Genomic DNA, 24881 nt, shown 5'->3' on the forward strand with positions numbered 1-24881 from the left:
CTAAGCGTACCCCTCATCTCGTAGAGAAGCTATGCCGTGGGCGAACGCGAACAGCGTGTCGCAGACAAGCCTCTCGTAAAGAAGGCTTTACGGCTCCCCTCAGTACAGTACAAGTGACCAATGACTAAACCACAAAACTAGCTTCTTCTCCAATAGAAGCTTGCCAGCTGCGAGCATCATAGTAGAGGTCTGCCAGAGTAATACTATATAAAGCTTCCTTGAGTTTTTGGTTGAGCCTCTGCCACAAAGAAAATGTTACCCAGTCTTCAGCTTGTGCTGGCGAGGGAGTGGATTGGGGTAAATGGGTAATAGCTTCACCGACTGCTTCTAAAATTTGTCCTATAGAAATTTTTGCAGGCTCTTGTGCTAATTGGTATCCACCAATGCTGCCACGAATTGATTTCACTAACCCAGCACGACGCATTTCTATCAGCAACTTTTCTAGATAAGGAGCAGGGATATCTTGGCGCTTGGCAATTGCTTTGACAGATGCGGGCCCGTAACTTGGTTGTAAGCTCAAATCTAGCAAAGCTTTGACACTGTAGTGTCCTCTGGTAGTTAGTTTCATGCTCACCAGCTTTATGGTTTAGTCAAGAGTCAAAAATCCAAAGTCCAGAGTGCAAATATTGACCCTCCGAATTTTAGATTTTGGATTTTGGATTTGAGATTTTTTGGGGTACGAGCAAGACCCCATGTGTCTGTAATCAATCTAAAATCGTCTGCATCTTCAATCCCCAGAGCCAAGTACCGCAAGTGGCGCGGGGTCAATCCAAAATCGCAAATCTAAAATCCAAAATTGGTTGACTCTTGACTCTTGACTAATAACTAAGGATCAGTTTTGCTTATAATTTTGTGCCTCAATCATCAAGTTCAGCAAGTAGACAACCTTTTTAACGCAATTTTCACATGAATGGAATACACCTTTCCTCCAAGGAGTCAGGAGCCAGAATATTGAACTCTCCTGAATTTTGAATTCTGACCCCCCAATCAAGGGTTTATTGCATTCGACTGACAACTGCCATAGCGTTAGTTTAGAAAACTTAAACAAGTATAGTCTACCAATAATTCACAAACTATATACAGTTATCAGCATTGCCAGCATTCTAGAAAATAGATTGTCTGGAAATATTTAGTAATTGAGTAACAATTATGCCTATGAGTGTAATATACTTGGCAAGGCTGAGATGAAAAATAAAGGAGTATGTTCCTACTAGCTCAATGTCAGCTAAAATAAAATCGATTCAGCCACTTCAAACATTCGTTTTCGACCTAAGTTGATGCCTAAACAGAAAAAAATTGAACCCCTAGTCGGTGAAGAACTCCTCAAAAAAGTCAAGGAGCTAGAGAGCGAGAGCAAGGAAGACAAAGCCAAGAAGTGCGGCTACTATACCGTTACTAAAAATGGTATAGAGCGTGTCAATATGATGAAGTTCTTAAATGCCCTAATTGATGCCGAAGGTATTCAGTTAGATAGCACACCCAGCGCTAACGGGCGTGGTGGACGTAGTGCTAGCTATAGAATTAGTGTGCAATCGAATGGTAACTTATTAATAGGTTCAGCTTATACTAAACAGATGAATCTTAAACCAGGTGATGAGTTTCTCATTACTTTGGGTAAAAAGCACATTCGTTTAAGACAGGTAGACCCAGAAGGCAGGGAAGAGGCTGAAGCTTTAGAAGTTACAGCTTAATAATATAGTCAAAAGTCCAAAGTCGAGAGTCAACCCTTCTCCTTGCTTCCACGAAGTGGTACGGCCGCGCTCAGAGTTGACGGTGAGCGCAACACTCTGAGCCGACCGAAGGGTAGTTAAACCGTCAAGAGTCTAAATATTGACCATTGACTGTTGACTGTTGACTTATGACTATATCTGTTGTTGATACTACTGGTAAATAGCGGCGGAGTGCCTTGCGTGTTAATGCCAAATTACAAGTTAATGTAATTTGTTCGCGCTCTAGTAAGCCTAAAATGCGCTCATGGTTATCTCTTGCTACTACTGGTAACTGATGTAAACCTCGAAGTGCCATACGGTCTAAAGCTTCAGATAAGGGTTCGTCCCTCCAAGCATAAAGAATTTCAGTGGTACAAATTTCCATAAGAGTTTGACTAGATAAATTACTTTGAATTTCGCTTGGTGAATTCTGGTAATTTTGCCAACTGGAAAGGGCGCGGTTAATATCTTCTAAAGAAACGATGCCAATTAATTGCTCGGCTTCATCAATTACTAAAGCACTATGACAGCGATCGCGTGTCATTTCAACAGCTGCCTCTAACACCCCAAAAGTTGCTGGCAGCTTTTTTGGACAAGTGAGCATCGCATCTTCTACTAAGATTTCCTCGAGAATATCCACCTTGTCATCTTTCAACTCAGAAAGACCGATTTGTTGGAGATTAGTATTAGAATTAAAAGTTGGCTTAATGCGCTCCACTAACCAGACACTTAAACCCACTGCCGCCATCAAAGGTAAAACAATGCGGTAGTCGCGGGTTAATTCAAATAGCATCAAAATTGCTGTTAATGGTGCCCTCACACTACCAGCTAAAACTGCTGCCATACCTACCATTGCATAAGCTGGAGGGGCTGCCATCTGTGCGCCAATTATCGGGGCAACTAAAGCCACAACTTTGGCATAAGCCGAACCAAAAGAAGCACCCAAAAACATTGCGGGAGCAAACAAGCCGCCCACAAAACCACTACCAGCACTAATCGCTGTCATTAGCAGCTTCATAACCAACAGCACCACCAATAGTTGCAGCGAAAACTCCACATCTTGAAGCATCGCTTGCACAGTGCCGTAACCTATGCCCAAAATTTGGGGAAAATATAAAGCAACAGCACCAACAATAACGCCACCGATAATGGGATGAATATATTTAGGAATTCGTCCCATAAAGTCAAAGCCGGGAATCTGTCCAGCAAACCAGGCTTTGGCCAAACGAATTGATTGAGTATAAGCTACAGAAACTAGACTAGCCCCCAAACCCAAGCCCAGATAGAGGGGTAATTCCAGGGGACTACGGACTTGGTAAGCAGGTAAGGCAAAAGCAGGTTGTGCCCCCAAACCAATTTGAGCAATTAATGCTGCTACTACCGCTGCCAATAGCACTACACTGACAGCAGAGGTAGCAAAAGAGGTAGCTCCTATGACTACTTCTAGAGCAAAAAATACTCCAGCGATTGGTGCATTAAATCCAGCCGCCAATCCAGCCGCCGCACCAGCACCCAAAAGCAATCGCTGTTGCTCCTGAGATACCTGTAGGACTATAGACAATAGCATCCCAAAATTGGCACCAATTTCTACGCTCGGCCCCTCAGGCCCTAAAGAAGCACCACTCCCTAAAGACACTGATGCTGCGAACATTTTTGTCACGGGTCGTAGCTGTTGTCTGAGTTCTGTTCCTTGGGAGGCCGCGATTAGAGATGAAAGTCCTGGGCCAAAGTCTTGAGTGCGCCAGCGCATCAAGCTGACGATTAAGCCGCCAAATGTGGGAACACACGCTAAAGTCCAAGCACCCCAGCCGCCAATCGTACCCATTAAATTTACTAGCGTCAGTTCGTGAATTAGCTGGATCAAATAGTGAAAAGTAACTACACCCATACCCGTACCACCGCCAATTAGCACTGCTAAAAACAGCACAACGGTTTCTGGAGATGGCTGAAAATGGTTAATCAGGTGAGCTAAATGGGCAGAAGGTGAAGGCAAAGCAGGCTGTTCCGTCACCTTCCTCAGTTCTGTGGGAGGCAAGAGAGTCATTGAGAGGCGGGGTAAATGTAAGAAAAAATTTAAATTTTTGTCTGTTACTTCTCATTGTGAGCCATGATTTAGCAACCAGACAAGTATGCTTGATTTCCTTAATTTGCTAAATTTACAAAGTTTTGGTAAAAAAAATTTCCACTGCTCAAAATTTTTATAGGGAGAATGGTTAAATGAGGGAGAATTAATATTCAGTGGTCTGTGAGCAGTGGTAGGGTGCGAGTCAGTGCGGAGTCTATATTCTGTATAGAAAAGCACTATGTCTGGGTTGAGTGAGTGCAGCATAGAGGAACACTAACGAGGAGTCATCGTCAGCCAAATCTAGCTATACTCATGTTGCGGCCATTGAGCCATCCTTAGTAAAAATACAAATGTTATATGTGATGCATGACTGATGTCAGACCACATCCGGTAGTCTACTAAGTGTTGTGGGAAAATTCAATATGACTATTGTTATAGAGCGAGTAAATGGACTAAGCGGACGAGGTAGATGAATACACACACCTTTGATAATCATTATGTTACTTGCCCAATTTGCCAAAGAAATGCTACGCCGAAACCAGTTAAGACGTGCATTGGCTTGTTTACTTGTCCGTATTGCCAGGAACGACTAGTGGTCTGTCGAAATGGCCATTATGTCCGCGATCCGTTTACTCTCAAACAGATAATGATCTCTTCGGCGCTACGTCGTCAAAGTAGACCTTTAGCTAGAATTATACGAGATTTTGTCCTTCTCAAACGCCCTGTGGTAGCCCTGGCTGTGGGAGGTGCTATTTTCTTGAGTATCATTGCTCTAACGCAGCAAAGCACTAGCTATGAACACCTAGCAGTTCCCAGTACAGAGAAACCTAATGAATTCCATGAAAAATTGCAATAGGGAAATTTACTGGCAAAAATCACTTTTTTATACTTCTTAGTTATATCTAAACAAAAAATACAGTATTAATATTGGGAATGGGGAATGGGGCTTTTGTCAGGAGTCAAGAGTCAGGAGTCATAAATTATTCTCTCCTCATCCCCAATCCCCAATCCCCAATCCCCAGTCCCCAGTCCCCAATCCCCAATTACAATCGATTGGTATCTTTTGTAATCAGTTTCCAGCCTTCAGCTTGGTCAATTAGTTTCACCGAATCTAGGTGGAGATTGTTATAAGCAGATGTGCTAAGTAAGAAGTAGGGTTGTCCGTTGTAGTGCCAATAGTATTGTAGTTCTCCTAGAGATGCAGGAATAATGGTGCGATCGCTATAAAAATCCAATGATGGGCGATTGTATGGAAAAGATGTGTAAATCTTCTTGACTGCTGGGTTTGCCCGCGTGATCATGGTGGCGACTGGTTTAACTGGGTAGGCTTCCCATAATTCCCAAACCCAGTAGTTAGATTTCATCAACAGCAGCAGCGAAATATAACTTCCCCAAAATAAAATCTTCAGGTATTGCCCGTCGCCGCGCTCGGCCAAAATCGCTGCTAAGGTCATAGTTAAGGCAACTACGGCAAAAATCACCTGTAAGTCGGTTTTTGGTGCTGTACCCCAGCTAAATAAAATGCTTCCAGCAGAAGCTACCACAGCGAGTGTTGCTAAACCAGTTACCCACGAACGGGGATAGGATGACAGTAAAGGCAAATTGTCAGTCTCTGTTAACTGGGCAGCGAAAGCTAAGGCTAAACTGGGGTAAATCGGGAAAAAGTACCAGAGGAGTTTGCTGCCCATGAAGGAAATGATGAGCAGATAGACACCACTCCAGACTAAGACAAGTTTTGCCCAGCTGAGATTACGATTTTCCCAGGTCAAGCGGAAACTTTGCGGTAAAAATAATAACCAGGGCCATGTGTAGATTAAAATTTCTTGGATATAGTACCAGGGTGGTTTGGACTTACCAAGAGAAACTGCGCCCATGCGGTTGAGGGATTGATGCAGGATGCCCACTTGGAGAAAGGTGTGACCATAATGCAATAACTGGGCACAATACCAAAAAACTACAGGTATACTGCCAATGAAGATTGCTATCCAGAAGTAGTAACTGGTAAGTAGTCGTGGCGTATCCCAGAATAGAAACACAAGTGCGATCGCACATAATAATATGCCGAATATTCCTTGAGTTAGGCAGATTAACCCAAAGCCGATGCCTACGCCCAGACAGTAACGTAAATCTCGACGCGATCGCAACATACACAACATCATCACCATCAAAAAACTTACTACCGCGCCATCCAACATTGCCAATCGTCCATGACGCACTACCGGTAGCATTGTTAGGTAAATCAAGGCGCTATAAACAGCTGCCCAACGCTGGCGAAAGATTTCTCGACCAATACAATACAGCAAAGGTACTGAAGTTGCTGTTAAAATTGCTCCTGGGAAGCGTGTTGTCCACTCATTCACACCTCCTAAAGAGTACGCCCAAGCAATCAGCCAGTGCATCAAAGGTGGCTTTTGATAATAAGGTTCACCGCCTAGTGTCGGATAAAGCCAACGCATTGAATCAGCTGGGGCACGCCAAATTTCCCGGGCAACTTGTGCAATAGTGCCCTCGTCCCAATCTCGCAGTGGCGCACCCCCAAGATTAATGCTAAACAGCAACACCGCAGCCAAAAACATTACTATCAGCCATATCCAGTCAATCCATTTTTCAACTGCGCGGTGCTGTTTTCCTAGATGACCCCAAATAAAGCTTCTTTCTTGCATATTCTATGATAATCATTTTGCTTACTGGTTTGATTACATAGAGACCAGAGCGAATCTCTAATGTTGCCACCCATTAACTACCTGTTTAGCGATCGCTAGATTCTAAATTAACTCAATTTTCTCTGATCGCTAATAATTTTTTTAGCAAATACACCTGGTTTTTTGTCTTCAACTTACCAAAAGAGGTTTTCACAAAACTGATACAAATAATACAACATTTAGGATTTTTTTCATACTCATGATTGTATTTGATTTAATTTTTATTTATTTAATTTTTAGGTTTCTATTATCAAAAATTCCGGAACTAATAGCTATGTTATTTTCATAACTCACCACAGACTTAAAAAAGCAGATGTGGGATTTTTAGATAGTGATATTCATAACTCAGAAGTGAATTGTGTTATGTAACTATAAGAATCATATTTGATTTTTGAAAAGATACGTAGTGGCGTGGCAAGGCTAAAATGTTGCATTAGGTGTAGGTTGGGTAACGCATTGCCTCAACCCAACAAAGCCTAGATAATGTTGGGTTACCCTGCGGGAAGTTGCTCCGCGTCTACGTTCCTCAAACGCCACTTCAACGCCAGTTGCTACCCTGCGGGAATGCTAAGAGCGAACAAGTCACGTGAGTGGCTCACCAACCTACAATTTTTTTTGCATCATTTTAGTTGTGTCGTTCCACTAGCAATACCTAATTTTGTTCAAAAATCAAAGCTGACTGCTATAGTGAAACCAATTGATAATTGGGCAACCGAAAAGAATATTACTCAAAGTCATCTATCTATTGTTTTATTTGAGATTAATTATCTGATATTCTCAGTAATGCTGTTTGGGTACTTTTAACACCAACGACAGGCAGAGTGCTACATTAAGTCTAACCAAGTGGTTTTGTGATTAGTCATTTAGTACATCTCGCCATTTCTCTCTATTCTCCCTACTTTCTTCATCCCGTGATAAGCGTGCTTGTTGCCAAGTCCCCCAAGACAGAGCAGTTTGTTTTTCAAGATGATTGATAAACTGTATGATTGACTGATCTGCCTTGATTGGAGTTTTTAAATCAAATTTAATTGTCCGAAAAATATTGATGTCAGCTTTGAGGAAATGATTAGCAGCAATTTTAGTTATCCACAGCACAAATCGATTATATAACCAACTGAAAATTCCTTTGTGTTTTTTAACTATCAATAAAGTTTGAATCTCTGCTTTTCCACCTTCTAGAAGACGCATGGCAAACATAATGTGAAAATGGAGAAAGTCGGGTCCAAATGTTGTTGTACCAGTGCTACCATACCAATAGCAAACATCATATGCCATAGAATTTTTGTAGAAGGGACGGATAAGTTTAATTAAAAAAGCATTTTCACTACTGGGTGTAGTATTCCTGAAAGTAATAGCATTCTGATTCAATTCCTGTTTTTCAAAGACAATTGCTGATAATAGTTTGTGAATCGTATTGAAGTGTTGAGCATCAATAGTATTAATCAGCACTACATTAGGATGACAATTCGTAATGAAGTGGGAACTAACAACACTGCTACATTCTTTATGTTCTAACTCTGGGACAAAAGGTATAGGTTGTAATGGTGTTTCTCCAGTCCAAACCCAAATTATCCCGTATTTCTCTGCAGTTGGCCAAGCTTTTAATGTAATAGGAAGCGGTTCATCTAAACATGGAATATCGACACAAAATCCTCCACCATCAAACTTCCAGTGGTGGAAACAACAGCGTAGTCCATTACCTTCCACTTTACCTTCTGCGAGGTGAGTGCCCATGTGTGGACAATAGGCATCAAAGGTGACTGCTTTGCGGTCTTTACCCCTATAAATCACTAGTTCTCTGCCTAATAAATTGACAGATTTGACCTCACCCACCCGCAGATCAGGGGAAAGTATTGCCCAATACCATCCCTCGATAAAACGCTCTGGATTATTGAAAGTTTTTAGCTTGCGGGTTGAGCTAATATTCTGCGAGTTGGAATTCATTTTTAGGATTTCACTTGAAAGTGAAGCGGTTAATCTTTATAGTTCCTAATTTTGCTATCCTAAAAATGTAATGAGAGTTACTCTAGTTATATTCTTTGACAAATATTTTGTAGGTTATATCTGCTTTCTCACCTGGGTCATTCTATTTTATATACCAGATTGTAAAATTTTAAATGATGAAATCCTTTCTTGGAAGCTGGTTGAGAAATTTATGTCTGTAAGGTTAAAATCAAATGGTGTCGGTTTTAGCTCAAAAAATTCGGTAAAGTAAATTTTAAAATTTGTGGAGTAAAGAATTAAATTTTTGCAAATCTTGGCAAATTTATCCGCCAAGTCAGCATTTAATTATGTTGGTAATAAAAATTACAGTAAGTGGTGGTTTTTATGATATTAACTCAAGATAATAAATTACTTTTGATTGGACAAGTAACAGCTTTGAGCGGAATTCCGATCAGGACAATTCGCTATTACGAGAGTTTGGGTTTATTGCAGTCATCAGGCAGAACTGAGGGAGGTTTTCGACAGTTTTCTGTAGATGTGCTGACTCGTCTTGCATTTATCAAAAGGGTGCAAAGCTTAGGTCTGAGCTTGGAAGAAATTGGCGATATTCTCAAGGTTTATGATCAAGGACAGCCTCCTTGTGGCGAAATTAAAGAAAAGCTGGAAGACAAGCTAGTGCAGATTGAGCATCAAATTGAACAGCTGTTAGCTTTAAAGTCCGAAATCAGAGTTTTGCTTTCAGGCTGGAAGAATATGGATAGTCAGCATCAGGATAAAATTTGTTCTATTATCCAACCTTAGTCCGATTATGCGCTGACCAAACAAGGCAAAAGTAAAAATTAACAGGCAAAAGGCAATAGGGAAATCCCCTCAACGATAGGCACGACAAGCAATCTATTCAGCACTATCTAGGGCACAAAAACATTCAGCATATGGTGCGCTACACAGATATGTCTCCACAATGTTTGAGCGATTTCTGGCAAGATGCCCGGCATCTTGCTGCCGATCATATTGAACTAGCAGTTTCCCTAGCAGCTTCTCGTAGCCGCTCCACATCGCGCATCGGTGGGGCACCAAAGAGCCGCTTGTACTCACGGTTGAAGTGCGAGGCATCGTCATACCCCACTCGATAGGCAGCACTGGTAGCGTCAAGGTTTTCCCCCAGCATCAGACGGCGAGCCTCCTGGAGCCGCAGTTGCTTTTGGAACTGCAAGGGACTCATTGCAGTGACAGACTTGAAGTGATGGTGAAAGCCTGAGACACTCATTCCCATTTCTCGGGCGATGTTTTCAATCTTGATCGGCTCATTAAAGTCTTTACGAAGTCGCTCGACGGCTCTGGCGATGTGGTAAGTGTAGCCACCCAGAACTGCAATATGACGGAGCCGATTACCTTGCTCTCCCATCAGGAGTCGGTAAATAATTTCCCGCTTAATCAGTGGTGCGAGAACATGAGCTTCACCAGGGGAATCTAAAAGCCTGACGAGCCGCACCACAGCGTCCAACAAATTTGCATTCAACGGACTTACATCGATCGCTTTCACATCGGCACGGTTGCGCGATGAGGGATACCCAGCCTTGACCATCACTGAGCCAACGAGGGTGGGGTCGAGATCGAGGCGCAGGCTCAGGTACGGTTGCGCCTTGGACGCTTCCAGAATTTGGCTGATAATGGGCAGTTCGACCGTACCCAGCAGATAATGCATCGGGTCGTACTGATAGCGATCGCTACCCAGAAGAACTTCTTTGCTGCCCTGAGCGATCGCACAAAAGGCAGGGATAGAGACACTATGAAGGCATTCTGAAGGCGAGGAGGCGCGGTTGAAGTGCAAACCTTTCAGTGGCTCAATCGTCCCATCATGACGAATCGCCTGGGCAATCAGCTCAGTCAGTTCGTCTCTGTGGGCTTGCGCTCTGTCTGCCTCGCGCTTTGCCTGCGTATCGTTCATTAAATTGATATTGGCAGCGTTCATTTCTAAGTTTGCAGGATTGTACAACAATCTTAGACGATCGTCCTATTGCTTGCCCTTCAAAATGCCTAAGATGAAGCTAAAGCAAGGAAAAATGATTTCGGCTTCTTATAAGTATTCTGGATTTTTATTCAAGAAAAAACTCAGTTTCGATTGGGCAAAAGACTTGCCTACTAGCCATCGAAATGGCATCAAGTAAAGGAATTAAGAAAATGGACATTAAAAGAAGTGGCTCACAGCCTTCCGCTAAAGGGCAGGCTGAGTATTTTACCGGCACTGTCCGCGTTGACCCCCTGTTCGAGGCACACGATCCAGCACGCACGTCTGGCGCTAGTGTCACGTTCGAGCCTGCTGCTAGGACAGCATGGCATACCCACCCGTTGGGACAAACCCTAATCGTGACGGCTGGCTGTGGACTTATACAGCGATGGGGCGGTGCGATCGAAGAAATTCGACCGGGGGACGCGATTTGGATCTCGCCGAGTGAGAAGCATTGGCACGGTGCTACAGCAACCACATCCATTACGCACATCGCCATTCAGGAATGGCTCGACGGCAAGCCTGTGGACTGGCTGGAGCATGTCAGCGACGAGCAGTATGAAGGAATACCTTAATGCTTTTGAGATGGTTTTCCATCAAGGGGAAAAACTGCCAGCAGAGAATGCTGATTTTGGTTCTCGCCCTAGTGATGTCCCTGAGTTACTCAGCCTGCCGTGCCGACAACAGTATGACTAGCGATGCCTCGTTGAAGATGCCGACTGAAATATCAACCAAGCAGGCAGACAGTATGCAGATAAACATCAAGGTCAAAGACAAAATTGTTACAGCCACTTTGATCGACAGCAAAACCACTCAGGATTTTATTTCCCTGCTGCCATTAACGCTGACCTTAGAAGATTACGCGAGAACCGAAAAAGTCAGCGATCTGCCAAAAAGATTATCTACAGAAGATGCACTCCCAGGCAGCGATCCTGCTGTTGGAGATATTGCTTATTACGCTCCTTGGGGAAATTTGGCGATCTATTATCGAGATTTTGAATACTCAAACGGACTCGTGATCCTCGGAAAAATAGACGGTGGCATCGAGGCATTGAATGTGCCTGGCTCTGTAGAAGTGACAATCGAGCTTGTTCAATAGTTGCTCTGAACCCTTTTTGCAGGGGAATTTCAGTATCTTTCTCCCCTGTCCCCTGCCCCCTGCTCCCCTGCCTCTTCGGTCAGTCCATCTTCCCTAGAGATTGTTTAGTAAAACCTGAAAGTTGGAGACGGAAATGAAACTGCTTGCGACGACTATCATCTCATTTTCCCTGCTTACTTTGGCGCTTGCTCATGCGGGTCAGACACAAGTTACATCAGACAATGACACACGGATAGTGGAGATCGCTCGGAAAGGTTCGCAGCCTTCTACTAGAGGATCAACCGAATATTTCACAGGTTCCGTCCGCATCGATCCCCTGTTTTCAGCACGCGACCCATCACGCACGGCTGGCGCTAGTGTAACCTTCCAGCCTGGTGGTAGGACAGCGTGGCATACACATCCACTAGGACAGACCCTGATAGTGACGGCTGGGTCTGGTTATGTCCAGCAATGGGGCGGACAAATTCAGGAAATCAAACCAGGTGATGTTGTCCGAATTCCGCCCGGACTGAAACACTGGCATTGAGCTACAGCCACCACAGCCATGACGCACATTGCCATTCACGAAGAACTCGATGGCAAACCTGTGGACTGGCTGGAGCATGTCAGCGACGAGCAATATCCCAACTGATCTTTGCATCTGGTGGTTTTAAAACCTTATTAGGTGAAGAATTAAAGGAAAAAAATCATGACAACGAACGAGAATAGAAACTACACAGGAAAAGTTGCGTTTGTGACTGGAGCAGCGAACGGCATTGGTCGAGCTACGGCGCTGGCATTTGCCCGTGAGGGCGCTAATGTAGTGGTCGCCGACATTTCAGAACAGGGCAATCAAGAAACGGCACACATGATCGAAGAACTCGGCGGACGAGCGATCGCCGTCAAGTGCAACGTAACGCAAGCCGAGGACGTGAAGGCGGCTCTTTCCAAGACCATTGAGACCTTCGGGCGGCTGGACTTTGCTTTTAATAACGCTGGTGTGGAGCAGAAAAATACACCCACAGCAGAAATCGAAGAGGAAGAATGGGATCGGATCGTAGACATCGACCTGCGCGGCGTTTTTCTGTGCATGAAGTATGAAATTCCGCTGCTACTCAAGCAAGGGGGCGGCGCGATCGTGAACACATCATCGGGTGCTGGGGTCATAGGCATCAAGGGCGGAGCCGCATACACTGCCGCAAAACACGCCGTGATCGGACTCACCAAGTCGGCGGCTCTCGACTACGCCTCGCAGAACATCCGCGTCAACGCTGTTGCTCCCGGTTACATTGACACACCGATGATGGATCGCTTCACTGGCGGCACTGCTAAAGGAAAGGAGAAGGTGATTGCAGAGGAGCCAATTGGCAGGATGGGTCAGCCCGAAGAGATCGCCAATGCCGTCCTCTGGCTGTGTTCAGACGCATCCTCCTTCGTCGTCGGACACACCTTAGTCGTCGATGGCGGTCAAACGGTGCAGTAAACTACCCCACGGCTAGAAGCCGGGGGCTTTCAGTAGCCCTGATGTGATCTGCAAGGTTGCAAGACAACACCGAACCTCCGAGCGGATTTACTGCCGCTCCAACGATTGAAATCACTTTTGAACCATTCTCATCAGCATCACAATGATTGCCGCAATGCCCACACTTGAACGACTTGCCAGAGCGATAGGACTTACCTTTCACAGGATGGATGTGCAAGCACTTGTGGCAAGTCTGGCTGGTGTATGCCGGGTTAACTGTAATCAGCTTCACACTATACTTCACGCTCTTGTAGCTCAGAAATAATCGCAGTTGGAAGAAAGCCCAACTGTTAGAGCGTCTACGCTCCGTCTTGTTTCTCGGCAGTTCATTGGTGCGTTCCCGAATGCCCGTCAAATCTTCAGCGGATGTCTTGGTAGACGAGATTTTGAATCGTCGTCTTACTGAATATCCCTGGTTTAACCTGCTCATTGACATAGTTGCAAGCATCCGCAAACGCTTTCAGCAGTTCCTCAGCTTTGACGGCTTGTTCAGGAGTAGGTTGAAGCTTGCAAACTATAGTCAGCGTTTGTTCGATCCCATAAATATATCACATGTGAGGCAAATCATGAGTAGTTCAAGGCGGCTAAAGCCCGCAACCGCTTACCTCCCCAGGCTTAAAAGCGCGGGGCATCCGCTCGTTTGTCAGTGAGGTTCGTCGCCAACCGTGACACCGTTGCGGGGAAAGCTACGAGCGTCTGCTGAACAAGGATGTGCGCTACGGCTTCGTCATCGACATGGCTCCGTTGAAGGCAGACGCGCCCAACCGAAGCTAACCCGCTAAATAAACCTACACATATGGAGAACTCAATGAAACACCTCGTTCTAATACCAACCCTCTTGATTGGTGCAATCTACGCAACGGTGGCATTTGCGCTCGACAAAGCACCCGTACAGCAGTCCGCTGTGGTCGAGGGGGCGGACAACTTCTATAAGAGCGACAAGGTGATCGTGCAGAAAGTTATGTTCAAAAACCAATACAACATGCAGGTTGTCGGGAATCTCTTCATTCCCAAAGCCTTGGATCAAAATGCCAAGAATCCGGCAATCATTGTCGGGCATCCAATGGGCGCAGTCAAAGAACAAAGCGCAAATCTGTATGCCCAAAAGCTGGCTGACCAGGGATTCGTCACCTTGTCCCTCGATTTGTCCTTCTGGGGGGAGAGTGAGGGGCAGCCCCGCAACGTTGTTTCGCCGGATATTTATGCCGAGGATTTTAGTGCTGCGGTCGATTTTCTGGGCACTCGACCATTCGTTGACAGAAACCGGATTGGCGTTCTTGGGATTTGCGGCAGTGGGAGCTTCGTCATCAGCGCCGCCAAGATTGACCCGCGCCTGAAGGCCATTGCGACGGTAAGTATGTACGATATGGGTGCAGCCAGCCGTAACGGGCTGAGGCATTCTACGACTCTCGAGCAGAGAAAGAAAGCGATCGCAGAGGCGGCTGAACAACGCTATGCCCAGTTCACGGGCGGCGAGATCAAATACACCGGCGGGACGGTGCATGAACTGAACGAGAACTCCACCGCCATTGAGCGTGAGTTTTACGATTTCTACCGCACTCCCAGAGGCGAACACACCCCCAAAGGTTCGTCGCCAAAGCTGACAACGCACCCGACGCTTACCAGCAACGTCAAATTCATGAACTTTTACCCGTTCGATGATATTGAGACGATTTCGCCTCGTCCCATGCTGTTCATCACGGGGGCAGATGCACATTCCAGGGAGTTCAGCGAAGATGCCTACAAGCGCGCAGCCGAGCCAAAGGATCTCTACATCGTTCCGAACGCGGGACATGTCGATTTGTATGACCGGGTGAACCTGATCCCCTGGGACAAGCTTGCATCCTTTTTCAATCAGCATCTCAGTTGATAAGCGAGCAACTGACAAGAGCCACAGGAATATAAACAACTAGGAGTATCTATTTATGTACAACGCCAAAGCTTATGCCGCAACCAGTGCAACATCACCATTGGCATCTGACACGATCGCACGGCGCGATCCAACCGAACACGACGTGCAGATCGAAATCCTTTTCTGCGGCATCTGCCACTCCGACCTGCATTCAGTGCGTAACGAGTGGAGCGAATTCATGCCCACGGTCTACCCAATTGTTCCCGGTCATGAGATCGTCGGCCGCGTCACCAAGGTTGGCTCGGCAGTTACCAAGTACAAGACCGGCGACCTCGCTGCGGTCGGCTGCTTGGTCGATTCGGATGGTACTTGTCCTAATTGCAAAGCTGGCCTTGAGAATTTCTGCCCGAACCTGACCCTCACTTTCAACTCCCCGGACAAGCACCTCGGAGGTGTCACCTATGGGGGCTACTCCGATAGCGTCGTCGTCGATGAACGCTTCGTTTTGCGCGTCCCCTCCAACCTCGATCTCGCTGGAGTCGCGCCACTCCTCTGCGCCGGGATTACAACCTACTCGCCCCTGCAGCACTGGGGAGTCACCAAGGGCAAGAAGGTCGGCGTGGTCGGTCTTGGCGGACTGGGCCACATGGGCGTGAAGTTCGCCCGTGCATTCGGTGCCCACGTCGTCGTCTTCACCACCTCGCCCAACAAGAAGGAAGACGCGCTCCGCCTCGGTGCCGACGAAGTCGTCGTCTCCCGCAACACCGACGAGATGCAGAAACACGCTGGCAGCTTCGATTTCATCCTCGACACCGTCTCCGCCAAGCACGACATCAACGCCTATCTCAACCTGCTCCGCCTCGACGGCAACATCACCCTTGTCGGCGCACCCACCAAGCCCCTGGAAGTCTCGGCATTCAGCCTCATCATGGGTCGTCGCAGTCTCTCCGGCTCTAACATCGGTGGTATCACGGAAACTCAGGAGATGCTCGACTTTTGTGGCGAACACAATATCACCGCAGATGTCGAAGTCATCCCCATCCAGAAAGTCAACGAAGCCTACGATCGCCTGCTTAAGTCCGATGTGAAGTACCGCTTCGTGATTGATATGGCATCCCTGAAATCTGAATAACCCAGCTAGAACCTGGAAGGAAAAACAATGCAAAAGCGCAAACTTGGAAACAGTGATCTGGAAGTTTCGGCGATCGGGCTGGGCTGCATGGGTATGAGCTTTTCTTATGGTCCGCCCAAAGACATACAGGAGATGACCGCTCTTCTGGGGGACGCCGTCGAACGCGGTGTGACATTCTTTGACACTGCTGAGGTCTACGGCCCGTTCCTAAACGAAGATCTTGTGGGTGAAGCCCTTGCCCCCTTCCGTGGGCAAGTGGTTATTGCTACCAAATTCGGGTTCGACATCAGTCCGAATTCTGATCCCCGTGGCATTAAGGGTTCACCCGGACTGAATAGCCGACCGGAGCATATTCAGGAAGTCGTGGAGGGTTCGCTCAAGCGACTCAAGGTGGAGGCGATCGACCTCCTCTATCAGCACCGGGTTGACCCGAACGTGCCGATTGAAGACGTGGCAGGAGCGGTGAAGAAACTGATTGAGTCAGGTAAGGTTAAGCATTTCGGACTTTCTGAAGCGGGAGTGCAAACGATCCGTCGCGCCCACGCGGTTCAGCCAGTCACGGCTCTCCAGAGCGAATACTCGCTGTGGACGAGGACTCCGGAAAAGGAAGTGATACCGACCCTAGAGGAACTTGGCATCGGCTTTGTTCCCTACAGCCCGTTGGGCAAGGGCTTTCTCACGGGTAAAATCGACGAAAACACGACCTTTGACAGTTCCGACTTCCGTAGCACCCTGCCTCGCTTCACGCCGGAGGCTCTGAAGGCGAATCAGGCTCTGATTAATCTGCTTGCCAGCATCGCCGAACAGAAGCAGGCGACACCTGCTCAGATTGCGATCGCCTGGCTGCTAGCCCAGAAGCCTTGGATTGTGCCGATACCAGGCACCACAAAGCTAGATCGCTTGGACGAGAACATCGGGGCAGTCTCAGTTGAACTCACGCCTGACGATTTGCGTGATATCGATGACGCTGCCTCCAAGATCGCGGTGCAAGGAGCGCGGTATCCCGAAAAGCTGGAGCAAATGACGGGTCGTTGAGCAGCAAAAAATATGTTCTCTGGTTGCATTCCGTAGCTCACTAAGCAAGGCAGATAGCTGGGGCAGCGATAGACGAGAAAGCGCAGTATGCGAGTTGGTATTCTAGGTTCGGGATTGATGGGCAGCAAACTCGGGACGCTCTTCGCCCGTGCGGGATATGATACCGTTTCACCGAAGAAGCGGAGGGGCAGGGGGAAAGAATTAGAGACTAATCATTTGTCCCTATTGCCCGTTCCCTGTTCCCTGTCACCTATTATGGGTTTGCTGAGGAAAAACCACCATAATTCTAGGGCAATCAATGCGAAACCAGCGATCGCCACACCAATTTTCAACCATACAGGTTGCTCTATATAGCGAAATTGGCTTGTGTGTGATGTTTCGGTGAGTCCGAAACCTGCAAGGCTTACCCAAAAGATGGATTTACTGAACATGGGCTAAATGCTTGTGCAATTAAGAGGTGATTTTTGGTTGGAAATTACGCAGTCTCAAGGCATTGGTGACTACAGAAAGAGAGGAAAAAGCCATCGCGGCTCCGGCGATAATGGGATTGAGTAACCAGCCAAAGATAGGAAAAAGAATACCTGCGGCTATGGGAATCCCGATTATGTTGTAGATAAAGGCAAAGAAGAGATTTTGTTGAATGTTGCGAATAGTAGCGCGGCTAAGTTGAATAGCAGTGACAATTCCCTGTAAATCGCCGGAAATGAGGGTGATATCGCTGGCAGCGATCGCCACATCTGTTCCTGTACCAATAGCAATCCCTACATCTGCTTGTGCAAGGGCTGGTGCATCATTAATCCCATCACCTACCATTGCGACAATGTGGGGATTGGGAAGAAGTTTCCCCAGTCCCCCTGTTTGCAAAGACTGAATAATTGCCGCTTTTTGATCTGGCCGAACTGCAGCAAAAACTCGCTTGATTCCTACTTGTTGAGCGATCGCTTCTGCAGTTTGTTGATTATCACCAGTCAACATTACTACTTCTAATCCTAACTTTTGTAGTGCTTTCACCGCAGATGCAGATGAGGGTTTCAAAGCATCAGCAATCCCCATGATGGCTTGTATTTCTCCATCTACAGCCATCCAAATCACAGTTTTTCCAGCAGTTTCCCAAGGTTCTTGATACTGTTGCAAAGCGTCTGTTTTAATTCCCAGTTCTCTTAACCAACGTTGTGTACCAATTTGTACAAGCTGTTCTGCAACAATACCTTGAACACCACTACCTGCATGAGCCACAAATTCAGTCACCGCAGACATTGTCTCCGACGTTGTTAAATTTATCTGTTGAGACTGGGCATATTTGACAACTGCTGCTGCTAAGGGATGTTCAGAATTCTGTTCAATTGTCGCCGCTAACTGCAAAATCTTTAACTCATTTTGCTCGGCTGTGCCGTTGACTGTGACAATGTCGGTGACAGTAGGTTTCCCTTGGGTCAGTGTACCTGTTTTATCTAACACGATTGTTTGAATTTTATGTGCCAGTTCCAAGCTTTGAGCTAACTTAATTAAGATGCCATATTCTGCACCTTTGCCTGTTCCCACCATCACAGATGTGGGAGTAGCTAAACCCAAAGCACAGGGACAGGCGATAATTAATACACCCACCGTTGTGATTGTGGCTAGGGTGAGGTTGCCCATGAAGTTAAACCAGATGACAAAAGTGGCGATCGCGATCGCAATTACAGTCGGGACAAACCATCCTGTCACCTGATCTGCTAACCGCTGAATCGGTGCTTTAGAACCTTGTGCTTGTTGCACAAGTTGGACAATTTGCGCCAGAAAAGTATCCTTTCCTACTCGTGTGGCGCGCAATTGCAACACACCAGCACCGTTAATTGTCGCACCAATCACCTCATCCCCTGGCTGCTTTTTCACCGGGAGACTCTCACCCGTCACCATTGCTTCATCTACCGTCGAAGCACCCCCAATCACCTCGCCATCCACTGGTATTTTTTCCCCAGGACGCACCAAAATCACATCGTTGATTCTGACTTTTGCAATAGGAATATCCATTTCCACGCCATCGCGGATTACCCTAGCGTCTCTGGCTTGCAGTCCTATAAGTTTGCGGATAGCTTGAGAAGTCTCTCCCCTAGCATGATTTTCTAGCGATCGCCCCAGGAGAATTAAAGTAATTACAATAGCGGCAACTTCATAATACACATGGGGTATCAAGCCCTGATCTAGAAAAAAGTCTGGGAAGAGCGTCACAAAAAAAGAATAGAGAAAAGCGCTGGCTGTACCCAACGAAATAAGCGTATCCATTGTTGCAGTATGGTGTTTAAAAGCTTTCCAACCATTGCGGAAAAAAGACCCCCCACACCAAAACTGCACGGGTATTGTTAGTGCTAACTGTAGCCAAGGATGATGTAGAAATGCTGGGATGAAAGGTATATTCAACCCAGTCATCATCGGCAGTGACCCCAAAAACAGGAGAATACTAATTACACCCCCCACCATCACCTTTAAGGTAAGTTGACGCTGTGCTGCTAGCCTGTGCAAAACCTCAGCATCATCTTCAAGCATAAGCATTTCTGTTTCTAGAAGTGCGTCAGATGAGTATCCAGCCGCATTAATAGCAGCTTGGATGCTCTCCAAATTGGTTTGGCTTTGGTCATAATTGATACTTGCTTGCTCGGCTCCAAAGTTAACGTTGCAGTCCATCACCCCGGGAACAGAGAGAATCGCCTGTTCAATGTTATTGGCGCAGGCGGCGCAACTCATACCTCTGAGTTTGAGTGTGAGAGTATCCATGTGGTTTTAGGCTGCTGGATAGCCAGCCGCAGCTAATGCTTCTTTGATCAGTGTTTCTGAGGCTTGAGTATCTACGCTGACAAGCTTAGTTTGCGGATCGGCTTCAATCGTAGCGTTGACATCAACTGCTTTAAGTGCCTTGGTGATATTGTTTGCACAAACAGAACAAGACATGTTGGGAACTGTGAGTTTGAGTGTCATAGGTTTAAGAGGGGGAAATATTTTTTCAAGACTCCATTTCAGGTTGACTTAACTTATATATCAGGCATTGTTGTTCATGATTTTTGCCTGAGAGTCACCTCGATTTCATCTTAAACCCTCTATTCGGGTGGAGAGTCTAGCCTTCAGTACAAGTTTTTGGTGAAATAATGCAGTATGGTAATTGCGATCGCTATTAACCCGATGCAAATGTATTATCCAGGTCTTCAATCGTTGATATTGTTTATGCCGTAAGCTTTAAGCGATCGCTAACTCAAATCACACCCCACCGCCTAAAATCTTTACTGGGACAGTTTGACCAGTGCGATCGCCGCCATTAAAAATTGTCAGCACATCACTTGCATCACTCACAATTGTGCGATCAAACGTTATTAGTCATTTGTTAAGAGTCAAGGGTCATTCTCCCTCATTTCCCCCTGCCTCCTGTCTCCTACCCCCTGCCCCACTCTATAATCTTTGTCACATCTTCATTTTACTTTGTCATATCTTTATAACTCCACAGCATTGCTTCTGTGATAGCGTATAAACCGATGCTCAACAACTAACAGTAGATGACTGTTAACTGATGACTGTTAACTGTTAACCGTCAACCATCAACAGTTAATCTTACAAAATATTTATTATGCTTACTGATGCTCGTTTATTACCCGCAGACCAAGTTATTGAAACTGAAGTTTGTATTGTGGGCGCAGGCCCAGCAGGAATCACAATCGCCCGTGAATTTATTGGACACAAAACAAAAGTTTGCCTAGTGGAGAGTGGTGGACTTGATTTTGACCCCCAAACTCAAGCGCTGTCGGACGGTTTAACCGTTGGCGATCCTTTTTTGACAATTCTGGATACTCGCCGTCGCCAATTCGGTGGTAATTCTAACGCTTGGTCCATTAAAATTGGCAACGGGGAAATCGGTGTCAGGTATGCCCCTTTAGATGAAATTGATTTTGAGCAGCGAGACTGGTTTCCCTACAGCGGTTGGCCTTTCAACCGCACACACCTAGAGCCATTCTACGAACGAGCGCAGTCAGTTTGCCAAGCCGGCCCGTTTGCCTATCAGCCTGAGACATGGGAAGACAAACAGACACAGCGTTTACCCTTGAATCAAAACCAAGTGGTAACAACAATGTTCCAATTTGGGCCTCGTGAAGCATTCAGCCACAAGTATCGGGAGGAACTGAATCAAGCAGACAACATCACTGTTTACCTCAACGCCAATGTAGTTGAGATTGAAGCTAATGAGTCAGTGAACACAGCAACTCGTCTGCGAGTTGCTTGTTTTGGAGGAAAACAGTTTTGGATAGCCGCCAAGGTGTTTATCATCGCCAAAGGTGGACTAGAAAATCCGCGTCTATTATTAATGTCTAATCGTCAGCAAACAGCTGGCTTGGGTAATGGACATGATTTAGTCGGCAGATTTTTTATGGATCATCCCCTAGTTGAAGGTGGCTTATTTATCCCTGCTGACCCCAACTTGTTTAACACCACAGCTTTGTATGATTTACGTCGAGTGAAAGATGTTGCTGTATTGGGTCATCTCAAACTTTCAAAAGAAACAATGCAGCGTGAGCAATTAGTCAACATTAGCGCTGTTTTGTTTCCCCGCCCTAGTTGGCGACAGTGGAAAGCGGTTGAGTCCTTTAAAATTCTAGCCGAGTCGCTCATCAAGGGACAAATCCCACCAGAAAGCTGGCACCATTTTCTCAATACAGTTAGTGGGATTGATTATGTAGCGCTTGCAAGCTACTTAGCAGCTACTAAACATCAGTCTTTATTGCACGGATTTGGCAGAGGCGGATGGTCAGAACTGCCTAATAATCAACGCAGGTTTCAGGTATTTCAAGTAGTGCATCAAGTAGAGCAATTACCCAATCCGGCTAACCGAGTTTTGCTCGGTCAAGAACGAGATGCATTAGGCTGCCAAAAGTTAGAATTACACTGGCATTGGGAAGCTGAAAATGGCCGTAAAATTGGCCGGGTTCAAGAAATAATCGCGCAGGAAATTGCTCGTTCTGGCTTAGGTGAGTTTCAAATTGATCGCCAAGAAGGTCTTCCTCGGCTGGGTATACCTAGTGGTACTGCTCATCATATGGGAACAACTCGGATGCATGTTGACCCTAAGCAGGGAGTTGTTGATGAAAATTGCCGAGTTCATGGTGTTTCTAATTTATTCATGGCGGGTAGCTCTGTTTTTCCTACAGGAGGATATGCTAACCCCACGCTGACAATTGTGGCGCTTTCAATTCGCTTGGCAGATAAAATCAAGAAAGAACTAAGTAAGTAAGTAGACAGGAAAAAACCAAACTATCTAAAGAACAGTTATCAGTTACCATTTTCGACAGACATATAGCAATCCGCTTTGAGTTTTGAAAAAATCTAAGTATTTGTAGGGTGGGCACTGCCTAGGCTGTTGACTTTGATGGAATTTCCCGGTTTTTGGTCACGCTACTTTTATGTCATTGCGAGCGGAGCGAAGCAATCGCCGGGGATTACTTCGCTCCGCTCGCAATGACTAGACATATGTGGCTTTAGTCTGGTAGTGAAACGACACAGCTAAAATAGTGCTTTAGACGTAGGTTGGGTTTCGCTCCGCTCAACCCAACATTTCCGAGGCTTTGTTGGGTTTCGTTCCTCAACCCAACCTACATTTTTTTGCTTTGAATAACCCCGCTTCCAGACCTCTCCCCGCTGCCGGGAGAGGTTTAAAAAGCTTATTTTTTCGTACCAAGTTGTAGATTTTTGCCCCTTCCCTACAAGGGCAGGGGTTGGGGTTCCGTCGAACTCACGTTAAACTAAATATCCTCCTGCGGGTTCTGCTTCGCAGTACGACTAAGCTCAGGGCAAGAAGTCAAGAGTCCAAGCTAGGATTTGACCTTGGACTCTTGACCTTTGACAAACTCAGCGCGAAATATACAATTTAAGTGCGTAACAGCTTAGTATATCCCGCTTCTGTCACTCTCCGAAAACTTTTGCCATTTCTGAATTCTAGAGCTTTTGTATAGCAGGCGTTTGCGCGATTCTTTTCTAATAACAAATACAAGACCAACTTTTTTCTAATAGAATAGCTTGTATTGATTGCCTCATCGGGATTCTAGCGATCGCCCTCCCGGAGAGTGACAGAACAGGGTTATAGCGGTTCCCATTCAGATGCGGTACAAAATTATATCGCAAGCTGTAAGGGCACGGCAGTGCCGTGCCCTTACGGGTGTACCTCACATAACCGAGAATTGCTATATCGGTATTAACTGACAATTGAAAACCGATTAGTGGTGGGTTCAAATCCCCCACCATCCGCCGCTGATTTCTGATAACTGTTAACTGATTTAAGATGTTTAGTTCCTACGCAACACTCAAGAAACCAGTTTGAATCAAATATGCCGTATAGGTCATAAATAATTCAGAAGTTATTGGCGGACAAACAATAGAACTACCCGCTAGAGCATGGAGAGTATCCTGACAGCTAATATGCGGTCTTTTTGCTTGCAGATACAAATCCGGAATAGTCAATTGTTCATCCGACCATCTTTCTAACAAAAATGGTCGCAGAGTATATAAAGGATTGTCTACAGAAGAGACATTATTAATTAACTCTGCTTGCCATTGTTCATAGGGAATCGCTTCAACTGGATAGCCGAAAGATTTCACCCATTTAATTAATGTACTCAAAGGGGCAGGTTGGGGATGTTGTAAGTTGAATGCTTTACCTAGCGATTCTTTCTGCATCGACAGATAAACAATAGCCTTGCTCACATAATCCACAGGAGACATATCCATCATATATTCCACATCAGGGAAATATCCCATTTGCAGACAACCCTTGACCATCAAATTAATAAAGTCATGGGTGTTACAAATACCTGTCTCACTATCTCCTGAAATTAATGGCGGCCTGTGGATAGTTACAGGTAGACCACGGTCACGAGCAATCTTAACTAACTTTTCTGCAACCCATTTTGTTTGAGAATAGCCGAGGAAAATACCCTCCCAATGGTTGAAATCATCCTGTTCTTTAACCAGCTTGCCAGCATAAACAGGTGATTCAAAAATAGCCACACTAGAAACGTAATGTACAGGCTTAAGTTTGATTTGGCTAGCTAATCTTAAAACTTCCTGAGTTCCTAAAACATTCGCGGCTTTTAGTGCTGAATAAGGGAAAACATAATTCAGCAATGCACCACTGTGATAGATGGTGTCGATGTTGGTTGCAAGAATTTGAAATTGTTCTGCACCAATACCTAAAAGTGGTTGTGATAAATCACCAACAATAGGAACAATCCGAGAATTAAATTGCTCATCCCAAATTGCATAACTTTGCAGGTTTTTTACCAGTTTGTTTTTGCCTTCTTGGATATCAGCAGCCCGCACTAAGCAATAAATATCGGCGTTGGTTTGCTGGAGGAGTTCTTTGATTAAAAAGGCTCCTAGAAAGCCTGTACCCCCAGTTAGAAAGATATTCTTAGGTGACTCCACAAAAACTTGAGGTAAAGCATCAGGACGAATGGTAGGGTCAAGAACAGCCTCAGCTTTCAAATCTAGGATAGGGGGAGCAATGTTAGCAGTCACAATATTTGTCTGACGCTCAACCCCTGAATCTTGCACATCTGATTTTTCTTGAAATTCCTCAGCTAAACGCTGTGAAAGTGATGCAATGTTTGGGTAATGCCAAAGTAAAAGAGGAGAGGGTTGAAATCCTAACAGTTTTTCTAATTTACTCACTAGAATCATTGCCTGGGCTGAATCTAAACCGTAGTTTTCCAAGTTCTCTTGGATATCAATATCTTCAGCTTCTAGGCTAATTAATTCAGCTAGATTAGAAACTAGCCATGCTTGAATATTTGCTGCAGTAAAAGAAGGTTTTAGACTCATT

Annotated in this window: 22 protein-coding genes; 12 read left to right on the top strand and 10 right to left on the bottom strand. The window is 45.7% G+C overall.

Annotation, left to right across the window (positions count from 1 at the left end; genetic code table 11):
- Positions 1 to 124: 124 nt before the first annotated feature.
- Positions 125 to 568, bottom strand: coding sequence for an Rrf2 family transcriptional regulator (locus CAL7507_RS26925; RefSeq protein ID WP_015131648.1), 444 nt, complete (start codon positions 566 to 568; stop codon positions 125 to 127).
- A gap of 709 nt (positions 569 to 1277) precedes the next feature.
- Between CAL7507_RS26925 and CAL7507_RS26930 the strand changes: the two genes are divergently transcribed.
- Positions 1278 to 1691: an AbrB family transcriptional regulator gene (locus tag CAL7507_RS26930; RefSeq protein WP_015131649.1), complete on the top strand. Its 414-nt coding sequence runs from the start codon at positions 1278 to 1280 to the stop codon at positions 1689 to 1691.
- Positions 1692 to 1815: 124 nt separating this feature from the next.
- Here the strand turns inward: CAL7507_RS26930 and CAL7507_RS26935 are convergent, their stop codons facing one another.
- Positions 1816 to 3753, bottom strand: a complete 1938-nt coding sequence (locus CAL7507_RS26935; protein ID WP_015131650.1) for a chloride channel protein — start codon at positions 3751 to 3753, stop codon at positions 1816 to 1818.
- Between the two features lie 490 nt (positions 3754 to 4243).
- Between CAL7507_RS26935 and CAL7507_RS26940 the strand changes: the two genes are divergently transcribed.
- Positions 4244 to 4630: a hypothetical protein gene (locus tag CAL7507_RS26940; protein ID WP_015131651.1), complete on the top strand. Its 387-nt coding sequence runs from the start codon at positions 4244 to 4246 to the stop codon at positions 4628 to 4630.
- 187 nt (positions 4631 to 4817) lie between these two features.
- Here the strand turns inward: CAL7507_RS26940 and CAL7507_RS26945 are convergent, their stop codons facing one another.
- Entirely contained in the window at positions 4818 to 6437 is a 1620-nt protein-coding gene (locus CAL7507_RS26945) for a glycosyltransferase family 39 protein (protein ID WP_015131652.1), read from the bottom strand.
- Between the two features lie 894 nt (positions 6438 to 7331).
- Positions 7332 to 8420 carry an aromatic ring-hydroxylating dioxygenase subunit alpha gene (locus tag CAL7507_RS26955; protein WP_015131653.1) on the bottom strand — a complete coding sequence of 363 codons (1089 nt, stop codon included), beginning with the start codon at positions 8418 to 8420 and terminating at the stop codon, positions 7332 to 7334.
- Positions 8421 to 8807: 387 nt separating this feature from the next.
- On the opposite strand from CAL7507_RS26955, the gene CAL7507_RS26960 reads away from it, so the two are divergent.
- Positions 8808 to 9221 (top strand): heavy metal-responsive transcriptional regulator, encoded by a 414-nt coding sequence (locus tag CAL7507_RS26960; RefSeq protein ID WP_042342537.1) that lies wholly within the window; start codon positions 8808 to 8810, stop codon positions 9219 to 9221.
- Positions 9222 to 9426: 205 nt separating this feature from the next.
- Here CAL7507_RS26960 and CAL7507_RS26965 read toward each other — a convergent pair whose 3' ends face one another.
- On the bottom strand, positions 9427 to 10392 hold the full coding sequence (locus CAL7507_RS26965; RefSeq protein ID WP_015131655.1) for an AraC family transcriptional regulator: 966 nt from the start codon (positions 10390 to 10392) through the stop codon (positions 9427 to 9429).
- A 209-nt stretch (positions 10393 to 10601) separates the two neighbouring features.
- On the opposite strand from CAL7507_RS26965, the gene CAL7507_RS26970 reads away from it, so the two are divergent.
- The 5 genes from CAL7507_RS26970 to CAL7507_RS26985 all read left to right on the top strand — a co-directional run bounded on the left by CAL7507_RS26970 (position 10602) and on the right by CAL7507_RS26985 (position 12989).
- A complete protein-coding gene (locus CAL7507_RS26970; RefSeq protein WP_015131656.1) occupies positions 10602 to 11003 on the top strand; it encodes a cupin domain-containing protein in 402 nt (133 codons plus the stop codon).
- Entirely contained in the window at positions 10987 to 11124 is a 138-nt protein-coding gene (locus tag CAL7507_RS33260; RefSeq protein WP_236556818.1) for a hypothetical protein, read from the top strand. The genes CAL7507_RS26970 and CAL7507_RS33260 overlap by 17 nt, the downstream gene beginning before the upstream one ends.
- Entirely contained in the window at positions 11117 to 11527 is a 411-nt protein-coding gene (locus CAL7507_RS26975; protein ID WP_236556820.1) for a cyclophilin-like fold protein, read from the top strand. The genes CAL7507_RS33260 and CAL7507_RS26975 overlap by 8 nt, the downstream gene beginning before the upstream one ends.
- A 133-nt stretch (positions 11528 to 11660) precedes the next feature.
- On the top strand, positions 11661 to 12053 hold the full coding sequence (locus CAL7507_RS26980) for a cupin domain-containing protein (protein ID WP_015131658.1): 393 nt from the start codon (positions 11661 to 11663) through the stop codon (positions 12051 to 12053).
- A 162-nt stretch (positions 12054 to 12215) separates the two neighbouring features.
- Positions 12216 to 12989 carry an SDR family oxidoreductase gene (locus tag CAL7507_RS26985; protein WP_015131659.1) on the top strand — a complete coding sequence of 258 codons (774 nt, stop codon included), beginning with the start codon at positions 12216 to 12218 and terminating at the stop codon, positions 12987 to 12989.
- A 1-nt stretch (position 12990) separates the two neighbouring features.
- Here the strand turns inward: CAL7507_RS26985 and CAL7507_RS31125 are convergent, their stop codons facing one another.
- On the bottom strand, positions 12991 to 13476 hold the full coding sequence (locus CAL7507_RS31125; protein ID WP_083862927.1) for a zinc ribbon domain-containing protein: 486 nt from the start codon (positions 13474 to 13476) through the stop codon (positions 12991 to 12993).
- Between the two features lie 360 nt (positions 13477 to 13836).
- Here CAL7507_RS31125 and CAL7507_RS26995 point away from each other — a divergent pair, with 360 nt between their 5' ends.
- From CAL7507_RS26995 to CAL7507_RS27005, 3 genes are read left to right on the top strand one after another with little or no spacing between them, the layout of a single operon-like run.
- The gene (locus CAL7507_RS26995; protein ID WP_015131660.1) at positions 13837 to 14898 is read left to right on the top strand and encodes an alpha/beta hydrolase; all 1062 of its coding nucleotides are present in this window, start codon (positions 13837 to 13839) and stop codon (positions 14896 to 14898) included.
- Between the two features lie 55 nt (positions 14899 to 14953).
- Positions 14954 to 16012 (top strand): NAD(P)-dependent alcohol dehydrogenase, encoded by a 1059-nt coding sequence (locus CAL7507_RS31130; protein ID WP_015131661.1) that lies wholly within the window; start codon positions 14954 to 14956, stop codon positions 16010 to 16012.
- 27 nt (positions 16013 to 16039) lie between these two features.
- Positions 16040 to 17047 (top strand): aldo/keto reductase, encoded by a 1008-nt coding sequence (locus CAL7507_RS27005; RefSeq protein ID WP_015131662.1) that lies wholly within the window; start codon positions 16040 to 16042, stop codon positions 17045 to 17047.
- Between the two features lie 212 nt (positions 17048 to 17259).
- Here the strand turns inward: CAL7507_RS27005 and CAL7507_RS27010 are convergent, their stop codons facing one another.
- Genes CAL7507_RS27010 through CAL7507_RS27020 form a run of 3 tightly spaced genes read right to left on the bottom strand, consistent with a single transcriptional unit; the run spans position 17260 to position 20002 of the window.
- Positions 17260 to 17478 carry a hypothetical protein gene (locus tag CAL7507_RS27010; protein WP_015131663.1) on the bottom strand — a complete coding sequence of 73 codons (219 nt, stop codon included), beginning with the start codon at positions 17476 to 17478 and terminating at the stop codon, positions 17260 to 17262.
- 19 nt (positions 17479 to 17497) lie between these two features.
- Complete coding sequence (locus CAL7507_RS27015) at positions 17498 to 19801, bottom strand: heavy metal translocating P-type ATPase (RefSeq protein WP_015131664.1); 2304 nt, start codon at positions 19799 to 19801, stop codon at positions 17498 to 17500.
- Between the two features lie 6 nt (positions 19802 to 19807).
- Positions 19808 to 20002 carry a heavy-metal-associated domain-containing protein gene (locus CAL7507_RS27020; RefSeq protein ID WP_015131665.1) on the bottom strand — a complete coding sequence of 65 codons (195 nt, stop codon included), beginning with the start codon at positions 20000 to 20002 and terminating at the stop codon, positions 19808 to 19810.
- 640 nt (positions 20003 to 20642) lie between these two features.
- On the opposite strand from CAL7507_RS27020, the gene CAL7507_RS27025 reads away from it, so the two are divergent.
- Positions 20643 to 22298, top strand: a complete 1656-nt coding sequence (locus tag CAL7507_RS27025) for a GMC oxidoreductase (RefSeq protein WP_015131666.1) — start codon at positions 20643 to 20645, stop codon at positions 22296 to 22298.
- Positions 22299 to 23353: 1055 nt separating this feature from the next.
- Here the strand turns inward: CAL7507_RS27025 and CAL7507_RS27030 are convergent.
- The gene (locus tag CAL7507_RS27030) at positions 23354 to 24880 is read right to left on the bottom strand and encodes a thioester reductase domain-containing protein (RefSeq protein WP_015131668.1); all 1527 of its coding nucleotides are present in this window, start codon (positions 24878 to 24880) and stop codon (positions 23354 to 23356) included.
- Between the last annotated feature and the right edge of the window lies 1 nt (position 24881).

The sequence above is a fragment of the Calothrix sp. PCC 7507 genome, from assembly GCF_000316575.1.
Classification (GTDB): domain Bacteria; phylum Cyanobacteriota; class Cyanobacteriia; order Cyanobacteriales; family Nostocaceae; genus Fortiea.

Bases quoted from the DNA above. Each gene is read 5' to 3' on its own strand.
- CAL7507_RS26925 (WP_015131648.1), bottom strand. From the start codon at position 568: ATGAAACTAACTACCAGAGGACACTACAGTGTCAAAGCTTTGCTAGAT.
- CAL7507_RS26930 (WP_015131649.1), top strand. From the start codon at position 1,278: ATGCCTAAACAGAAAAAAATTGAACCCCTAGTCGGTGAAGAACTCCTC.
- CAL7507_RS26935 (WP_015131650.1), bottom strand. From the start codon at position 3,753: ATGACTCTCTTGCCTCCCACAGAACTGAGGAAGGTGACGGAACAGCCT.
- CAL7507_RS26940 (WP_015131651.1), top strand. From the start codon at position 4,244: ATGAATACACACACCTTTGATAATCATTATGTTACTTGCCCAATTTGC.
- CAL7507_RS26945 (WP_015131652.1), bottom strand. From the start codon at position 6,437: ATGCAAGAAAGAAGCTTTATTTGGGGTCATCTAGGAAAACAGCACCGC.
- CAL7507_RS26955 (WP_015131653.1), bottom strand. From the start codon at position 8,420: ATGAATTCCAACTCGCAGAATATTAGCTCAACCCGCAAGCTAAAAACT.
- CAL7507_RS26965 (WP_015131655.1), bottom strand. From the start codon at position 10,392: ATGAACGCTGCCAATATCAATTTAATGAACGATACGCAGGCAAAGCGC.
- CAL7507_RS26970 (WP_015131656.1), top strand. From the start codon at position 10,602: ATGGACATTAAAAGAAGTGGCTCACAGCCTTCCGCTAAAGGGCAGGCT.
- CAL7507_RS33260 (WP_236556818.1), top strand. From the start codon at position 10,987: ATGAAGGAATACCTTAATGCTTTTGAGATGGTTTTCCATCAAGGGGAA.
- CAL7507_RS26975 (WP_236556820.1), top strand. From the start codon at position 11,117: ATGACTAGCGATGCCTCGTTGAAGATGCCGACTGAAATATCAACCAAG.
- CAL7507_RS26980 (WP_015131658.1), top strand. From the start codon at position 11,661: ATGAAACTGCTTGCGACGACTATCATCTCATTTTCCCTGCTTACTTTG.
- CAL7507_RS26985 (WP_015131659.1), top strand. From the start codon at position 12,216: ATGACAACGAACGAGAATAGAAACTACACAGGAAAAGTTGCGTTTGTG.
- CAL7507_RS31125 (WP_083862927.1), bottom strand. From the start codon at position 13,476: ATGCTTGCAACTATGTCAATGAGCAGGTTAAACCAGGGATATTCAGTA.
- CAL7507_RS26995 (WP_015131660.1), top strand. From the start codon at position 13,837: ATGAAACACCTCGTTCTAATACCAACCCTCTTGATTGGTGCAATCTAC.
- CAL7507_RS31130 (WP_015131661.1), top strand. From the start codon at position 14,954: ATGTACAACGCCAAAGCTTATGCCGCAACCAGTGCAACATCACCATTG.
- CAL7507_RS27005 (WP_015131662.1), top strand. From the start codon at position 16,040: ATGCAAAAGCGCAAACTTGGAAACAGTGATCTGGAAGTTTCGGCGATC.
- CAL7507_RS27010 (WP_015131663.1), bottom strand. From the start codon at position 17,478: ATGTTCAGTAAATCCATCTTTTGGGTAAGCCTTGCAGGTTTCGGACTC.
- CAL7507_RS27015 (WP_015131664.1), bottom strand. From the start codon at position 19,801: ATGGATACTCTCACACTCAAACTCAGAGGTATGAGTTGCGCCGCCTGC.
- CAL7507_RS27020 (WP_015131665.1), bottom strand. From the start codon at position 20,002: ATGACACTCAAACTCACAGTTCCCAACATGTCTTGTTCTGTTTGTGCA.
- CAL7507_RS27025 (WP_015131666.1), top strand. From the start codon at position 20,643: ATGCTTACTGATGCTCGTTTATTACCCGCAGACCAAGTTATTGAAACT.
- CAL7507_RS27030 (WP_015131668.1), bottom strand. From the start codon at position 24,880: ATGAGTCTAAAACCTTCTTTTACTGCAGCAAATATTCAAGCATGGCTA.